Source organism: Allobranchiibius sp. CTAmp26 (genome assembly GCF_017565405.1).
In the GTDB taxonomy this organism is placed as follows: domain Bacteria; phylum Actinomycetota; class Actinomycetes; order Actinomycetales; family Dermatophilaceae; genus Allobranchiibius.
The window spans coordinates 1-15,613 of the sequence record NZ_JAGEKR010000011.1 but is presented as its reverse complement, the minus strand read 5'-3'; the positions used below and the strand labels follow the sequence as shown (position 1 = coordinate 15,613).

The window sequence follows — 15,613 nt, the reverse complement described above, 5'->3', positions numbered from 1 at the left end:
CGCAGCGTCCCGACCGCCGCGGGCGGATCAGCCCGCCGCGCCGACCAGGTCGCCCTCCGCCTGCTCACCGGTCTCGGCGTCGCGGACCAGCTCGGCGTAGCGGCCGCCCGCCGCGAGCAGCTCGTCGTGGCGACCGCTCTGCACGATGCGGCCGTGGTCCAGCACCACGATCTGGTCCGCGTGCCGCACGGTGGAGAGTCGGTGCGCAATCGTGAGAGTCGTCCGTCCAACGCTCAGTTCGTCGAGCGCCTCCTGCACGGCGCGCTCCGTCGTGTTGTCCAGTGCGCTGGTCGCCTCGTCGAGCACCAGGATCGGCGGGTCGCGAAGGATGGTGCGCGCCAACGCGATCCGCTGCTTCTCGCCGCCCGAGAAGCGGTATCCCCGAGCGCCCACCACCGTGTCGTATCCGTCGGGGAGCGCCTCGATCAGCTCGTGCACCTGCGCCGCACGCGCCGCGCGGACGAGGTCCTCGTCGGTGGCGTCCGGCCTGGCGTAGCGCAGGTTGTCGGCGATCGAGGCGTGCAGCAGGTAGGTGTCCTGCGAGACCACACCCACGGCTGCCGCGACGTACGCGAGCGGCAGGTCGCGCAGGTCGTGCCCGTCGATGAGCACCCGCCCGACGGTGGGGTCGTGCAGGCGGGACACCAGCGCGGCGAGCGTCGACTTGCCGGATCCGGTGCTGCCGACCACGGCGACCCGCGCACCGGCAGGCAGCCGCAGGTCGATGTCGCCCAGCGCGTCCTCCGGGGAGCCGGGGTAGCGGAAGCCGACCCCGTCGAAGCGCACCTCGCCGCGCACGGAGGTCGGGACCGGGCCGCTCGGCGTGACGGGGTCGTCGATCTCGACGGGCGCATCCAGGAACTCGAAGACCCTGCTGAAGAGGGCCATCGAGGTGGTGACCTGGATGCCGACGTTGAGCACGCCCATCACCGGGCGGAAGAGGGAGGTCTGCAGCGCGGTGAAGGCGACCAGCGTGCCGATCGTCATCCCGCGCCCGGTCGCCGGGAGCCCGGCTGCCAGATAGATGAACGCCGGGATCGCGGCGAAGATCAGGGCCATCGACCCCATCCGCCAGCGGCCGGCCATCTGGGACTGCAGCTCCTGCTCGGTCAGTTCCCGGGAGGTCTGCTCGAACCGGCGCGACAGCATCGGGCCGGATCCCAGCGTCTTGGCCAGCTGCACCCCCGAGATCGACAGCGACTCTTCGATCTGGGTCTGCATGTCGGCCAGTGAGCGCTGGGCACGGGTCTGGATCGACTTGCGCAGTCGGGCGACGCGGCGGGTCAGGTAGATCGCCGGCGGCAGGATCACCAGGCTGATCAGGGACAGCCGCCACGACAGCGCGACCATCGCGACGGCGACCCCGATGGTGGTCGTCACGTTGGTCGCGATCGAGGTGGCGGTGTCGGTGACGACGGACTGCATCGCGTTGACGTCGTTGGTGATGCGCGACTGCAGCTCACCGCCTCGGGTGCGGGTGAAGAAGCCGAGCGGCAACCGCTGGAGATGGGTGAAGAGCCGGGTCCGCAGGGTGTGCATCACCTGCTGGCCGATGCGGGTGGAGACGTAGGTCTGCACCACGCCCAGCAGCTGGGTCACCGCGGTGATCGCGAGCATCGACCCGACGAGCAGGGTGAGAAGTCGCACGTCCTGCTGGGGGATCGCCTGGTCGATGAGGGCGCGCAGGATGAACGGGGAGGCCAGCCCGAGGAGCGCACTGACCACGATGATCGAGGTGACGCCGAGCAGGGGCCGGCGGTACGGCGCGAAGAGGGCGAGCACCCTCCGGGCGCTGACCGGGTAGTCCTGCAACTGGGCGGTGTCGGCGGCGCTGACCTGCAGGGACGCGCGCTGGCCGGGTCCGGGGGCACCGGTGGCGCCGGTGCGGGTACGAGATGTGGTGGGTGTCGTCATACGACCCTCCTTCCGATGAAGAGGCGATCCCCCTATTGCTGAGGTTACCTCACAATGAAGTAACAACGGCATTCGACGTACCATTCCCGGATGACCACCGAGGAGGCCGGGCTGAGCGAGCTGGTGCTGCGCACCGCCCGCGTGCTGCGCCGAGCGCACCGCGAGGCGCTCGAGCCCTACGGCCTGTCGCCGCACCAGTCCCGCGCGATGGGCGTCATCGTCCGATCGGGCGCGGAGGACGGCGACGGTCTGCGCCTGTCCGACCTGGCGGCGCAGTTGGGTATCGCGCCCCGGTCGGCCACGGACGTCGTGGACGCGCTGGAAGAGCACGGACTCGTCGAACGTCGTCCCAGCGAGCATGACCGCCGCGCCGTGGACCTGCGTCTCACCCCCGCCGGCAGGGCGCTGCGCCGCACCCTGGAGCGCGCCCGGGCAACGGTCAGCGACCGGCACTTCGCATCCCTCACGGACGCGGAGCGGGCGACCTTGGCGCGGTTGCTGCGGTCCGCGCTCGAGGCGTCCGATCCTGCCGGACCGCAGGCCTGAGGGGTCCACCGGGCGCATGCCGGACGGGGCCCGGACAACGATCGCGACACGTCCTGCCATTCGGCCCCGCGACAGCCGGCGGACCCCTACGATCTGGCTCAGCCGGTCTTCGCAGGGGGCGAAGCCGACCAGGAAAGCGAGCCATCGATGATCCGTCGTAGCGCGATCACAGTCGTTCCCGTCGTCGCGGCCCTGGGTGTCGCCCTGGCCGCTCCGGCAGTTGCCGCGGGCGGACACCATCCGGTCCCGGGTGCCGCCGTTCGCGCGATGGTGCGGACCCACGCGAAATCCGCGGGGCCGTACGGCAGTTGCTCGCTCGTCGTGCCTGCCGCGGTGCGCGTGGTGCGGCCCGGCACCGCCGTGCCGGTGCGGGTGACCGGCGGATGCGCGGTGAGTGCCCACCCGAGCACGATCGCCGGCTGGTACATCGGCCCCGAGCGGGCGCCGGTCGACTACATCTCGTTCGACTTCTCCAACCGCTCCTCCTGGGAGGTGTTCTCCTTCACTCCCCTGGGCACGCGCACCTGGTTGGGCGACGTCGCCTTCGATGCGGACAGCGAGAACGAGCGGGACTACGCCCAGAACGCTCCGCGTACGACGGTCAAGGTGGGGTCCTGGGCCGGGTTGTCGAGCAGCCGCAAGGGCAACACGGTCACCCTCAGCACGCGCGTCGTGCGCTACTCGACCTCCCGCGACGAGAACATCGTCTGGGCCGGCGAGAACGGCGTCATCCAGTACCGCGCCGTGGGGGGCACGGCCTGGACGGCCCTGAAGAACATCACGAGCAGCGCCAAAGGCACCGCGTCGTACACCTACACCTCGTCGGCCGCCCGCGATTACCGGGTGGTCTACGGGGAGACCACCTACGTGTGGGGCGCGACCAGCCCGACGTCACGTCGCTGACGACCTGCCACACCACCACGCCATCGGGCCTCGCGGCCCACGTCTCGGGAGGAACGGATCGGATGAAGAAAGCATGGGGGGCCGCCCTGGTCGTCGCTGCGGCCGGCAGCGCGCTCAGCGGTTGGACGGTGTCGCCGGCACGCGCTTCCGCGGCGACGGAGAAGAACTCGGTCTACTACCACGGCACGACCCGCGAGGCTCAGTTCACCAGCCGCGCGACGTGTGACGCGCACGCCCGGGCCGAGGTCAAGGTGGTCCAGGCCCACCCGTCCCAGGCCGTGGTCATCCCGGCGTTCTCGCCGCCCGGAGTCGTCGGACCGGAACTGCGCACGACCTGCTACCCGGTCGCGTCCGGTCACTGGTCCTACCTCATCGCCTACTTCGCCAAGAAGGGCGTGCCGCTGTCGAAGTACGACCGGTACGTCGACGTGAACAGCCGGATGTTCAGCCCGGCGTTCCCGCCGGACGACGAACGCGCGTACCTCTACGTCCACCAGGTCAGCCACACCGCCAGGTACTGGAGCGTGGCGACCTGCAACAAGTACGCGAACGCGACGACGGCGACCGTCAGGTCACGCTCGTCACTGCGGCTGCTGATCTCCCAGCAGTGCTTCTCCCAGGCCGGCAAGGTCGGCTATTTCGTCGCCTACTCCGGCTCGACGCCCGCCCGCGGCGTGGCCAAGGGAGACGGGCCTCAACTGGTGGGCGCCTCGGCAAGTGACGCCTTCCCGATGCTCGACGTCCTCGGGTACGACTACGCCTACCTGTCGGACCCACAGGTATCCGGGCTCCTCGCGAAGCAGCAGGCCCACCTGCGCCAGAGGCTCGTCAGCAGCCACCGCTGACCCGGGCTCGACGGAGCCGCAGGTGGGCGATCCCACCTGCGGCTCCGTCCTGACCGCCTCGTCACACCGAAGGGCCGTCCCGACCTGACTCCTTCTGTTCATCTTCGCTCGAAAGACTGCGGCACCGGCCTGTCTGCGCCGCCGTTCGAGCCGAAGGAGTGGTGTGTCCGCGCTGATCCGGTCAGCCGCCGCGCCCGACCCGCGCACGCTGGTCGAGGTGTTCCGGGAGGTGGTCGTCGCGTTCCCGGACGCGGCCGCCCTGGACAACGGCGTCGAGGTGATGACGTACGCGGAATTCGACACCGCTGCCGGTGAGCTGGCGCAACTCCTCAACGCCGGCGGGGTGGGTCGCGGCGACAAGGTCGGTGTCCGGGTGCCGTCCGGCACGCTCGATCTCTACATCTCGATCATGGGCATCCTCCTCGCGGGCGCGGCCTACGTGCCGGTCGACGTCGACGACCCGGACGAGCGCGCCCGCACCGTCTTCGACGAGGCCGAGGTCGCGGCGGTGGTCGGAGCGGAAGGCGCCGTCTCCCACCGGCGCCTCGGCATGCCGCCCGTCGAGCCCCAGGATCCGGCGCCCGGGGACGACGCCTGGGTGATCTTCACCTCCGGCTCGACCGGGCGCCCCAAGGGTGTGGCGGTCTCCCACCGTTCGGCGGCGGCGTTCGTCGACGCGGAGTCGCGACTCTTCCTGCAACCGGATCCGTTGAACGAGACCGACCGGGTCATGGCCGGCCTGTCCGTCGCCTTCGACGCGTCGTGCGAGGAGATGTGGCTGGCCTGGGCACACGGCGGCTGCCTGGTGCCGGCACCGCGCTCGCTGGTGCGCAGCGGTGTCGACGTCGGCCCGTGGCTGGTCGCCAACGACATCACGGTCATCTCCACGGTGCCCACCCTGGTCTCGCTCTGGCCGACCGATGCGCTGGACCGGGTGCGGCTGCTCATCATGGGCGGCGAGGCCTGTCCCCCGGAGATCGGCGCCCGCCTGGCCCGCCCGGGCCGGGAACTGTGGAACACCTACGGCCCCACCGAGGCCACCGTGGTCGCGTGCGGTGCGCAGCTGACGGCCGAGGGGCCGGTCCGGATCGGGCTGCCGTTGGACGGCTGGGATCTCGCCGTCGTCGACACCGCGGGCCGCCACGTCGCACCGGGCGAGATCGGCGAGTTGATCATCGGCGGCGTCGGCCTGGCGCGCTATCTCGACCCGGAGAAGGGCGCCGAGAAGTACGCGCCGTTCCCGACCCTCGGGTGGGACCGCGCGTACCGATCCGGCGACCGCGTGGTCTACGACGAGGACGGTCTGATGTTCGCGGGCCGGGCCGACGACCAGATCAAACTCGGCGGTCGGCGCATCGAGTTGGGCGAGGTCGACAACGCGCTGCTCTTACTCCCCGGGGTGGTCGGTGCCGCGGCCGCCGTACGACGCAGCGCAGCGGGCAACCAGCTCCTCGTCGGGTACATCGCCACCCAGCCAGGATTCCGGGCGGCCGACGCCACCCGGCTCCTGCGCCGCCGGATGCCGGCCGCCCTCGTCCCGCGACTGGCGGTGGTCGAGGACCTCCCGACGCGCACCTCGGGGAAGATCGACCGCGACGCCCTCCCGTGGCCGCTGCCCGCCGCGACGGCCGGCCCGTCGACGACGACCCTCTCCCCGACCCAGCACTGGATCCGCGACATCTGGCTGGAGGTGATCGGCGCCTCCGCGGACTCCCCCGCGGACGACTTCTTCGACCTCGGCGGGGGCAGCCTCACGGCGGCGCAGGTGACCTCCCGGTTGCGCAGCCGCTATCCCGAGGTCACCGTCGCCGATCTCTACGAGCAGGAGACGCTGGGCGCGTTGGCGGCGTACCTCGACACCCTGGCCGTCGGCGAGCAGCAAGAGCGGCGCGCGGTCCGACCGACCCCGAGGAAGACCCAACGGGGGCAGGTGGCGTTCACGGTGGGGCTGCGGGTGCTGCCCGGACTGCGGTGGGTGACGTGGGTGGCCGGGGTGAGCACGCTGGCCTCCTCGATGTTCGGACTCACGTTCCTGCCCCGTACGTCCTGGTGGTGGATCGCCGCGGGCTGGCTGCTCTTCGTCGCGGCGCCGGGTCGGATGGCCCTGTCGGCGGCAGCGGCCCGGCTGCTGCTGCGCGACCTCGAACCCGGTGACTACCCGCGCGGCGGACGGGTGCACCTGCGCGTCTGGCTAGCCGAGCGGATCGCCGACGAGTTGGGGGCGGCCAACCTCGCCGGCGCTGCGTGGATGCCCTGGTACGCGCGTGCGCTGGGAGCCCGCATCGCACGCGACGTCGACCTGCACTCCCTGCCCCCGATCACCGGCATGCTCCGGCTCGGCCGCGGCTGCTCGATCGAGCCCGAGGTGGACCTCAGCGGTCACTGGTTGGACGGCGACGTGCTGCACCTCGGCGCGATCAGGGTCGGTGCCGAAGCACGCGTCGGCACCCGCACCACGCTGGCTCCGGGCGCGGTCATCGCCGCCCACGCGGAGGTGGCGCCTGGCTCGGCGGTCCTGGGACGGATCGGCAAGCGGGAGTACTGGAGCGGCGCGCCCGCCCGGCCCATCGGACCCACCCGTGGGCCGTGGTCACCGGCGCGGCCGCCGCGACGCCCGGCCTGGACGGTGGCGTACGCCGTCGCGGCGAACGTCATCGCCCTGCTGCCGTTCGTCGCCGGTGCGATCGGGCTGATCGCCACCTGGCCGCTCTGGCACGGCGCGGACTCCTTCGCCGCCCTGGCCCGCGTCGCGCCCGCCGTCGTCGTCCTCGGCACCCTGATCGGGCTGCTCGCGCTCGCCCTCCTCATCGCCGCGCTGACCCGGCTGCTCAGCGTGCGGGTGGAGCCCGGCGGACACCCCGTCCACAGCCGTCCGGCGTGGCAGGCGTGGGCGACGATCCGGCTGCTCGACGAGGCGCGTACCTGGCTGTTCCCCCTCTACGCCGGCTCGCTCACGCCGGGGTGGCTGCGGTTGCTCGGCGCCACGGTGGGCAGCCGCGTCGAGGCGTCCACCGTCCTCTTGATCCCGCACCTCACGAGGATCGGCGACGAGTCCTTCCTCGCCGACGACACCCTCATCGGCAGCTACGAACTGGGCGGCGGCTGGTTGCGCGTCGAGCGCACCGCGATCGGCAAGCGCGCGTTCGTCGGCAACTCGGGGATGGCCGCCCCCGGTCGCAAAGTGCCCAAGAAGGCCCTGGTCGCCGTCCTGTCCGCGGTCCCCCAGCGCAAGGAGGCCAAAGCCGGGTCGTCCTGGTTGGGCAGTCCTCCGGTGCTGCTGCGCCGCCCGAAGTCCGACACCGACGACAGCCGTACCTACCGCCCGTCCCGTCGGCTGCTGGTCGCGCGGGGTCTCGTCGAGGCGTGCCGACTCCTGGCGCCCGTGGTGAGCTCGGCACTGGGCGCGGCCACCGCGTTCGCGCTCGCCGCGGCGCTGGGCAGTGCGGTGCCCTGGGTGGCATTGCTGCTCGCGGGTCCGGTGCTCATGGTGGTGGGCGCGCTCGCCGCCGCGATCACGAGCCTGGTCAAGCGGGTGCTCGTCGGGCGCATCGAGGCCGTGGACCATCCGCTGTGGAGCTCGTTCGTGTGGCGCAGCGAACTCGCCGACATGTTCGTGGAGGCCGTGGCGGCACCGTGGTTCGCGCGCGCCGCCCTCGGCACTCCGGTCCTCAACACCTGGCTGCGCAGCATGGGCGCCGACATCGGGCACGGCGTCTGGTGCGACACCTACTGGCTGCCCGAGCCGGACCTGGTCCACCTGCACGACGGCGCGACCGTCAACCGGGGCTGCGTCGTGCAGACCCACCTCTTCCACGATCGCGTGCTCAGCATCGACGAGGTCGTGCTGGAGACCGGCTCCACGCTGGGCCCGAACAGCGTGATCCTGCCCGCGTCCCGGCTCGGTCGCCACGCTACGGTGGGCCCGGTGTCACTGGTGATGAGGGGCGAGTCCGTGCCCGACAAGACCCGATGGATCGGCAACCCGATCGGGCCCTGGGCCGACGAATCGTCTCCTCCCGCTGCGGACGACGACCACGTGGACACCCGCGCATGATGTTCCGCGACGATGCCGACCCGTACGTCCCCGGTCACGGCGATCTCGGGTTCGACGTCCTGCGCTACGACCTCGAACTCGGCTACCGCGTCGACGGGAACACCCTCGACGGCACCGCCACGCTCACCTGTCGCGCGCCCGAGGCGACGGAGCGGATCCACCTCGACCTGCACAAGCTGAACGTGCAGAAGGTGCTCGTGGACGGCGTACGGGCCAAGCACCGGCACGGTCGCAACCGTCTCTCGATCGAGTGCGACATCGAGGCGGGGGCGCAGTTCGTCGTGCGGGTGCAGTACGGCGGGCGCCCCGGTCCGCTCTCCAAGAGGACCCTCGGCGAAGCGGGGTGGGAGGAACTTGAGGACGGCGTCATCGTGGCGGCGCAACCCCACGGTGCTCCGACCTGGTTCCCGTGCAACGACCGACCGTCCGACAAGGCCTCCTACCGGATTCGGCTCACTGTCGGATCGACGTACACCGTGGTGAGCAACGGGCGACTCGTCTCGACGACACCGCGCGCCAGCACGACGACGTGGGAGTACGTGCAGGACGAGCCGATGGCCAGCTATCTGGCGACGGTGCAGATCGGTCGCTACCAGCTGTTCGACTTCGAGTCCGTGGTCCCGCTGCGGGCGGCCGTCCCCGCCGCGCTCACCGATCGCTACGACGCGGCGTTCGGTCGGCAACCGCAGATGCTCGAGACCTTCTCGCAGCTCTTCGGCGAATACCCGTTCGACAGCTACACGGTGGTCGTCACCGAGGACGACCTGGAGATCCCGCTGGAGTCGCAGAGCCTGTCGACGTTCGGCGCCAACTTCCTCACGACCGCCTGGGACGCCGAGCGGCTGATCGCCCACGAGTTGTCGCACCAGTGGTTCGGCAACAGCCTGACCCTCGGTGCGTGGAAGGACATCTGGCTGCACGAGGGGTTCGCCTGCTACGCCGAGTGGCTGTGGTCGGAGGCCTCCTGCCGGGGCTCTGCCCAGGAGCGGGCCGAGGAGCACTGGAGTCTGCTGGCCGGATCGGACCAGGAGCTCGTGCTGGCCGACCCGGGACCGGACAAGATGTTCGACGACCGCGTCTACAAGCGCGGTGCCCTGCTGCTGCACAGCCTGCGGCTCACCCTCGGCGACCACGTCTTCTTCGATCTCCTGCGGTCGTGGGTGAGCGAGCACGCCCACTCCACCGTCTCGACCGAGATGTTCCGCGAGCACGTACGCCGCGCGCCCGGCGACGCCGTCGACGTACTCCTCGACGCGTGGCTCACCGAGCCGGAGCTTCCTCCCCTGCCGCCCGCATCCTGACCTGCGGCCAGGCATCGGCGACCACCGCGAGAGCCATCACGTAGCCGTCGACGTCGACGTCCCGGACCAGGACAGTCAGCCCGCCGCGCCGCACCGCCCCACCCTCGACCGACAGGCTGGACGGCTGCGTGGTCAACCCTTCACCGGTCGCCTTGAGCACGGCCTCCTTGCGCACCCAGCTGCGCAGCGGGTCACCACGCTCGTCCGGGTGCAGGATCATCGCGCTCACCGACGACGACACGTGCCGATCGGCCGGCTCCACGTCGACGCCGACCGGCACCTGCGCGAGGGCCACGACGACCAGGCCCTCCGTGCGGGAGACGCCGAGGTACGGCGCTCGGTCCGGGCCGACCAGGAACGGTCGCCCGTGCGCCGATCCGCCGCACCGCGGGCACAGGTGCGCCACGCGTACGTCGTCCGGGTCGAGACCCGACCCGGCCAGTCCATCGCGCACGAGATCCCTGACCGGCGTGCCGTCCGTGCCGTGCAGGAGGGTGATGCCCTCTGTCGACTCCGGCCTCGGGAGCCGGTGATCGTTCAGGGCTGACACGGTGGAGAGTCAACGGTGAGAACGTCGCTCGCGCAAGCAGGCCCGCGGCGCGCCACTCGCTACCCGCTCGGGTGGTAGCGGTGCTCGGGCCGGCCTGCGGCGCCGTACTTCAGCCGTAGCCGCACGAGACCGTGCTGCTCGAGGTAGTTCAGATACCGCTGCGCGGTGGCGCGGCTGATCCCGACCTCCTGCGCGACCTCGGCGGCCGACACGTCACTGGTCGTGGCACGCACGACGTTGCGCACCAGTTCCAGCGTCGGGGCGGAGTGTCCCTTCGTGGGTCGGGGCGTCGGCGAGGCGCTCGAACGCAGCATCCGGAAGAGTTCGTCCACCTCGGACTGCACAGGATCGCCCCGCAGCCCGGCGAGGTGGCGCCGCAAATGCCGGTACGCCGTGAGCCGCTCGGTCAGGAGGCTGAAGTCGAAGGGCTTCACGAGGTAGTGCACCGCCCCCAGCTGCATCGCCACCCGGACCGAGGCGATCTCGCGGGCAGCCGTGATGACGATGACGGCAGGAGGATCGGGCTCGTCGAGCAATGTCCGGAGGACGTCCAGCCCGTTGCCGTCCGGGAGGTAGATGTCCATGAGGACCAGGTCCGGGCGCAACGTCCGTGTCAGATCCACCGCTTCCGCCGCGGTGTGCGCCTTCCCCACGACGTGATACCCGGGGACGCGTTGGACGAGGGCGCCGTGGATGTCCGCGACCCGGAAGTCGTCGTCGACGATGACGACGCCGAGCAGGCCCTCGCTCATTCGGGAGCTCCGCTGCCGACGGACACGGCCGATTGACCGACCGGCAGCCGCACGGTGAACGTGGCACCGGGCCCCCCGGAGACGATGGTCGAGCCGCCGAGCTTGGTGACGAGCCGTTCGACCAGGGCGAGCCCCAGGCCGCGGGGACGAGCCCCGGCCTGATCGTTCGTGCTGTACCCGTCCCGGAAGATCATCCGCTCGCTGCCTTCGGGGATGCCGGGACCGTTGTCGGCGACGGTGATCACCACCTCGCGCTCGTCCTCGACGATGGCGATGACGACGCTGCGCGGCGCGGGCACGGTGGCGAGGGCGGCGAACGCGTTGTCGATCAGGTTGCCGAGGATGCTGGTCAGCGCCTGCACCTTCTCGGGCGACTCGCTGAGCCAGGTCTCCGGGGCGATCACCAGATCGATGCCGCGCTCGCTCGCCTCGGCCGCCTTCCCCAACAGGAGCCCGACGATCTGGGGGGCCTCGATGTGCGTGCGCAGCGAGTTGTCGAAGTCAGCGGCCGTCCCCTGGATCTGCAGGACGTAGTCCAGCGCCTCGTCGGGGTAGCCCAGTTGCAGCAGCCCGGCCACGGCGTGCAGACGGTTCGCGAACTCGTGCTGCTGGGCTCGCAGGGAGTCGGTGAGCCCCCGTTCGCCGTCCAGTTCGCTGCGCAGCCCGGCGACCTCGGTGCGGTCCCGCAGCGTCACGACCGCCCCGTGCGGGCGTCCGGCCACCGTGACCGGCATCCGGTTGATCACCAGGCACAGGTCGTCGGTGAGGACGATGTCGTCCCCTCTGATGCCTCGACCTGCCAACGCGTCGCGCAGGCGCCCGTCGGGCAGTACGTCGTTCAGGTGCTGCCCGATGGCGCTCACGCGCAACCCCAGCAGTCGCTGCGCCTCGTCGTTCACGACGCTGACCCGATCGCGCCGGTCGAAGGCGATGACGCCCTCCCGGATGCCGTGCAGCATGCCCTCCCGCTCCTGCAGCAGCTGCGAGATCTCATCGAGCTCCAGGCCGAACGTCCGGCGCTTCAGGTGCGCGGCGAGACCGAACGACGCGAGGGTTCCCAGCGCCAGCGCAATGGCGAACCACGTTGCGTACGAGGGAAGTTGCTTCGCCAGAGCACTCGACACCGAGCTCTCCTTGATGCCCACGGAGACCTCGCCGACCATCCGTCCGGCGGGACTGTAGAGCGGCGCCTTGCCGTTCGCCGAACGCCCGGTGCTGCCGTTGTCGGCACCCAGGTGGACCTGGCCGTCGACGGTCACGATCGGCTCGGTCACCGGCTGCCCGATCAGCGCCGGATTCGGGTGGGAGTGACGCACCCGGTGCATGTCGATCACCACGACGTACGACGCGCCCGTCTTGCTCCGGATCGTCGTCGCGATGTCCTGGATCGTTGCGGTGCACCCCGGCACCTCGTGCGCCATGCAGCTGCGGATCGACGGCACGGCGGAGACGGCAGAGGCGATCGACCCGGCGCGCGCCTCGTACTGCCGGTCGAGGTGGGCGCGCTCGCCGTAGGCGAACAGCAGGAAGCCGATCACGATGGTCGCAGCCAGGATCACCAGCTGAGCCATCAGGATCTGGCTCGACAGCTTGCGCATCCTGGTTCGCACGCCGTCATTGTGATCGCGGTCACGCCCACGGACAAGCTGCGTGCGCACAATGCGCAAAACCCCCGAAAACGAGGGTTAAGAAGCGATTCGACCGCAACCGTGACGTGACCTGCGTCACGAACCTACGTTCTGCGGAATGCCCACCCCGCAGAACGGAAGGAACTCGCACATGGCCCACGGCGACGCGGCCCGCATCGAGATCTCAGGACTGACCAAACGATTCCTCACCCCGAACGGTGAGGTCTTCACCGCGATCCAGGACGTCAGCTTCGTGATCGAGCCCGGTCAGTTCTGCGCGATCGTCGGACCCACCGGATGTGGCAAGTCCACCACCCTCGGTCAAGTGTCCGGCCTGGAGCGGCCGAGCGCGGGCACCGTCACGGTCGGCGGTCAGCCGGTGGACGGGATCACCGACGGGGTCAGCTTCATGTTCCAGGCGGACGCCCTCTTCCCCTGGAAGACGGTACTCGCGAACGTGATGACCGGGCCGACGCTGCGCGGGATGGGCAAGAAGGAGGCCTCCTCACTGGCGCGGGACTGGCTGCGACGGGTCGGCCTCTCAGGATTCGAGGACCGCTACCCCCACCAGCTGTCCGGCGGAATGCGCAAGCGGGTCGGGATGGCCGCAGCCCTGATCAACGAACCGCGGATCCTGCTGATGGATGAGCCGTTCGGCGCCCTCGACGTACAGACCAAGGCGATCATGCAGACCGAGCTGCTCGGGCTGTGGGAGCAGCTGCGCCCGTCCGTGCTCTTCATCACCCACGACCTGGACGAGGCCGTCGCGCTCTCCGACCGGGTGCTGATCATGACCAGCAGCCCCGGCTCGATCAAGCACTCGTTCGACATCGACCTGCCGCGGCCGCGCGGCGACGTCCAGACGATCCGGCACGAACCCCGGTTCCTGGAGTTGCAGGACCGGATCTGGTCCTCCCTCAAGGACGAGGTCGAGCGGGCGTACGCGGCGACGGCAGGTGCGGCATGAGTTCGACGATCCCCGCCACCAAGGCCATCGAGAGCGACACCGACGCGCAGGCCGCGTCGCGTCGAGCCCGGCGCCGGCACACCCAGCGGGTGTGGATCGGCCGGATCCTGGTGCCGGTCGTCTTCCTCGGCAGCTGGCAGATTGCCACCGAGGTGGGCTGGCTCGACAAGTTCTTCTTCGGTCAGCCGACCGCCGTCTGGCAGGCTTTGGTGCATCTGTTCACCGCCGGGACGGCGTTCGGATCGATCTGGCTGAACCTGTGGGTGACCATCAAGGAGGCCCTCTACGGCTTCCTCCTGGGCACCGGCACCGGGGTCGTCATCGGTCTGCTCCTCGGTCAAAACCGCCTCCTCGCCGAGGTGTTCGGCCCCTACATCAAGGTCCTCAACTCGATTCCGCGGATCATCCTGGGCTCGATCTTCATCGTCGCGTTCGGCCTCGGCACCTTCCCCAAGGTACTGCTGGCCGCGGTCCTCGTCTTCTTCGTCGTCTTCTTCAACGCCTTCCAGGGAGTGCGCGAGGTCGACCAGAACCTGATCGCGAACATCCGGGTCCTCGGGGCGTCGCCCCTGCAGATCGCCCGCCACGTCACCATCCCGTCGGCATTGACCTGGATCATCGCGAGCCTGCACACCGCGTTCGGCTTCGCCATCATCGGCGCGCTCGTGGAGGAGGTGCTCGGGGCACAGCACGGGATCGGTCTGATCATCAAGGTGGCCCAGGGCAACTTCGACCCGGACACCGTCTTCGCCTGCATGGCGATCATGGGCGTCGTCACGCTCGCCGCGGAGTACCTCATCACCCTCCTGGAACGGCGCGTCCTGTCCTGGCGCCCGCCGAATCGCTCTGAAGCACAGGCGATCTGAATGACCCTCCTCACCTCACCGTCAGTCCCTACGAAAGGAACCCACCCCATGTACAAGTCCGCGATCGCGATCGCTGCGGCAGGAGCGCTCGCCCTCGGCGTCACCGCCTGCGGGAGCTCCACTTCCGGCTCCGGCTCCGGCTCCGGCTCTGGCTCCGCAAGCTCGGGCGGATCGAAGGGCGGCTCCTTGCCCACCGTGAAGCTGATGGTCGGCGGCATCGACAAGCAGATCTACCTGCCCTACCAGCTCGCTCAGAACCTCGGCTTCTACAAGAAGTACGGCGTCAAGGTCGAGTTGTCGACGGAGAGCAACGGAGGGGTCGGCGCCGAGGACGCGATGGCCTCCGGGTCGGTCGACATGGCGGGCGCGTGGTACATCCACACGATCGACTTCCAGGCCAAGGGCAAGGACGTGATCGACATCGTCCAGCTCTCCGGAGCGCCCGGCGAGCGTGAGATGTGCGGGAACGGCAGCGGTGTCCACAGCGCCGCGGACTTCAAGGGCAAGACGCTCGGCGTGACCGACCTCGGATCCGGCACCGACGAGCTGACGCAGTTCCTCGCGGCCCAGAAGGGCGTCAAACACAGCGATTACCACACCCTCGCCGTCGGTGCCGGCTCGACCGCCGTCGCGGCGATCCAGCGCAAGTCCGCCCAATGCGTCATGACCACCCAACCGACCGTCGGTGCCTTGGAGTCCAAGAAGCTCGGGTATTCCGCGCTCGACCTCGCGACGACCGCCGGTGCCACCAAGGCCCTCGGCGGCGCGTGGCCGGCCGCCGGTGTCCTGGCGAACGCCAGCTGGGTGAAGTCGCACGAGGGCGCGACCCAGAGCGTCGTCGACGCCCTGGTCGCGACCATGCACTGGATCAGCACCCACTCGGCGGCGGACATCGCGAACGCGCTTCCCCCGGAATTCACGTCCAACCCCACGATCACCAAGGCCCAGTACATCGCCGGCCTCACCACCGACAAGGGCCAGTTCCTGCCTGACGGCATCATGCCCGCCGGCGGCCCGAAGACGGTCTACGCCATGGAGAAGCAGCTGGGGGTCAACGTCGGGAAGGTGACGATCGGGGGTACGTTCACCAACACCTACGCGATGAAGGCGAACAAGCTGGAGGGCACGAAGGTGACCACCACCCCGGCCGGCGCCACCGGCTGACCGAGAACGCACGAGGGCTCTGATCGCCTACGACCGCTTCCGCAAGGTGCCGAACTATCCCGGTGTCGACGACTCGTGGGCTCAGCACATCGGCAAGCCCCTGACCTCGGTCCCGCCGCCCAG

12 protein-coding genes are annotated in these 15,613 nt (G+C 70.2%); 8 read left to right on the top strand and 4 right to left on the bottom strand.

The window, feature by feature from the left end; genetic code table 11:
* Positions 1-27: 27 nt before the first annotated feature.
* Positions 28-1,914, bottom strand: coding sequence for an ABC transporter ATP-binding protein (locus J4030_RS08155; protein ID WP_208048733.1), 1,887 nt, complete (start codon positions 1,912-1,914; stop codon positions 28-30).
* Between the two features lie 90 nt (positions 1,915-2,004).
* Between J4030_RS08155 and J4030_RS08150 the strand changes: the two genes are divergently transcribed.
* The 5 genes from J4030_RS08150 (at position 2,005) to J4030_RS08130 (ending at position 9,563) form a co-directional block, all read left to right on the top strand.
* A complete protein-coding gene (locus J4030_RS08150; protein WP_208048732.1) occupies positions 2,005-2,460 on the top strand; it encodes a MarR family winged helix-turn-helix transcriptional regulator in 456 nt (151 codons plus the stop codon).
* Between the two features lie 147 nt (positions 2,461-2,607).
* Positions 2,608-3,363 carry a hypothetical protein gene (locus J4030_RS08145; RefSeq protein WP_208048731.1) on the top strand — a complete coding sequence of 252 codons (756 nt, stop codon included), beginning with the start codon at positions 2,608-2,610 and terminating at the stop codon, positions 3,361-3,363.
* 62 nt (positions 3,364-3,425) lie between these two features.
* Positions 3,426-4,208 carry a hypothetical protein gene (locus J4030_RS08140; protein ID WP_208048730.1) on the top strand — a complete coding sequence of 261 codons (783 nt, stop codon included), beginning with the start codon at positions 3,426-3,428 and terminating at the stop codon, positions 4,206-4,208.
* Positions 4,209-4,371: 163 nt separating this feature from the next.
* Complete coding sequence (locus J4030_RS08135; RefSeq protein ID WP_307864614.1) at positions 4,372-8,262, top strand: Pls/PosA family non-ribosomal peptide synthetase; 3,891 nt, start codon at positions 4,372-4,374, stop codon at positions 8,260-8,262.
* The gene (locus J4030_RS08130; protein ID WP_208048729.1) at positions 8,259-9,563 is read left to right on the top strand and encodes a M1 family metallopeptidase; all 1,305 of its coding nucleotides are present in this window, start codon (positions 8,259-8,261) and stop codon (positions 9,561-9,563) included. The genes J4030_RS08135 and J4030_RS08130 overlap by 4 nt, the downstream gene beginning before the upstream one ends.
* On the opposite strand, the gene J4030_RS08125 is transcribed toward J4030_RS08130, so the two are convergent.
* The 3 genes from J4030_RS08125 to J4030_RS08115 are packed head-to-tail and all read right to left on the bottom strand — an operon-like array spanning position 9,523 to position 12,475.
* Complete coding sequence (locus J4030_RS08125) at positions 9,523-10,113, bottom strand: 4'-phosphopantetheinyl transferase superfamily protein (RefSeq protein ID WP_208048728.1); 591 nt, start codon at positions 10,111-10,113, stop codon at positions 9,523-9,525. The two genes, J4030_RS08130 and J4030_RS08125, sit on opposite strands and share 41 nt — an antisense overlap.
* Before the next feature lie 59 nt (positions 10,114-10,172).
* Positions 10,173-10,865 (bottom strand): response regulator, encoded by a 693-nt coding sequence (locus tag J4030_RS08120; protein ID WP_243763058.1) that lies wholly within the window; start codon positions 10,863-10,865, stop codon positions 10,173-10,175.
* On the bottom strand, positions 10,862-12,475 hold the full coding sequence (locus tag J4030_RS08115) for a sensor histidine kinase (RefSeq protein WP_208048727.1): 1,614 nt from the start codon (positions 12,473-12,475) through the stop codon (positions 10,862-10,864). The genes J4030_RS08120 and J4030_RS08115 overlap by 4 nt, the downstream gene beginning before the upstream one ends.
* Positions 12,476-12,611: 136 nt before the next feature.
* Here J4030_RS08115 and J4030_RS08110 point away from each other — a divergent pair, with 136 nt between their 5' ends.
* The 3 genes from J4030_RS08110 to J4030_RS08100 are packed head-to-tail and all read left to right on the top strand — an operon-like array spanning position 12,612 to position 15,490.
* Positions 12,612-13,460: an ABC transporter ATP-binding protein gene (locus tag J4030_RS08110; protein WP_208048726.1), complete on the top strand. Its 849-nt coding sequence runs from the start codon at positions 12,612-12,614 to the stop codon at positions 13,458-13,460.
* On the top strand, positions 13,457-14,326 hold the full coding sequence (locus tag J4030_RS08105) for an ABC transporter permease (protein WP_208048725.1): 870 nt from the start codon (positions 13,457-13,459) through the stop codon (positions 14,324-14,326). The genes J4030_RS08110 and J4030_RS08105 overlap by 4 nt, the downstream gene beginning before the upstream one ends.
* 48 nt (positions 14,327-14,374) lie before the next feature.
* Positions 14,375-15,490 carry an ABC transporter substrate-binding protein gene (locus J4030_RS08100; RefSeq protein WP_208048724.1) on the top strand — a complete coding sequence of 372 codons (1,116 nt, stop codon included), beginning with the start codon at positions 14,375-14,377 and terminating at the stop codon, positions 15,488-15,490.
* Positions 15,491-15,613 lie beyond the last annotated feature (123 nt).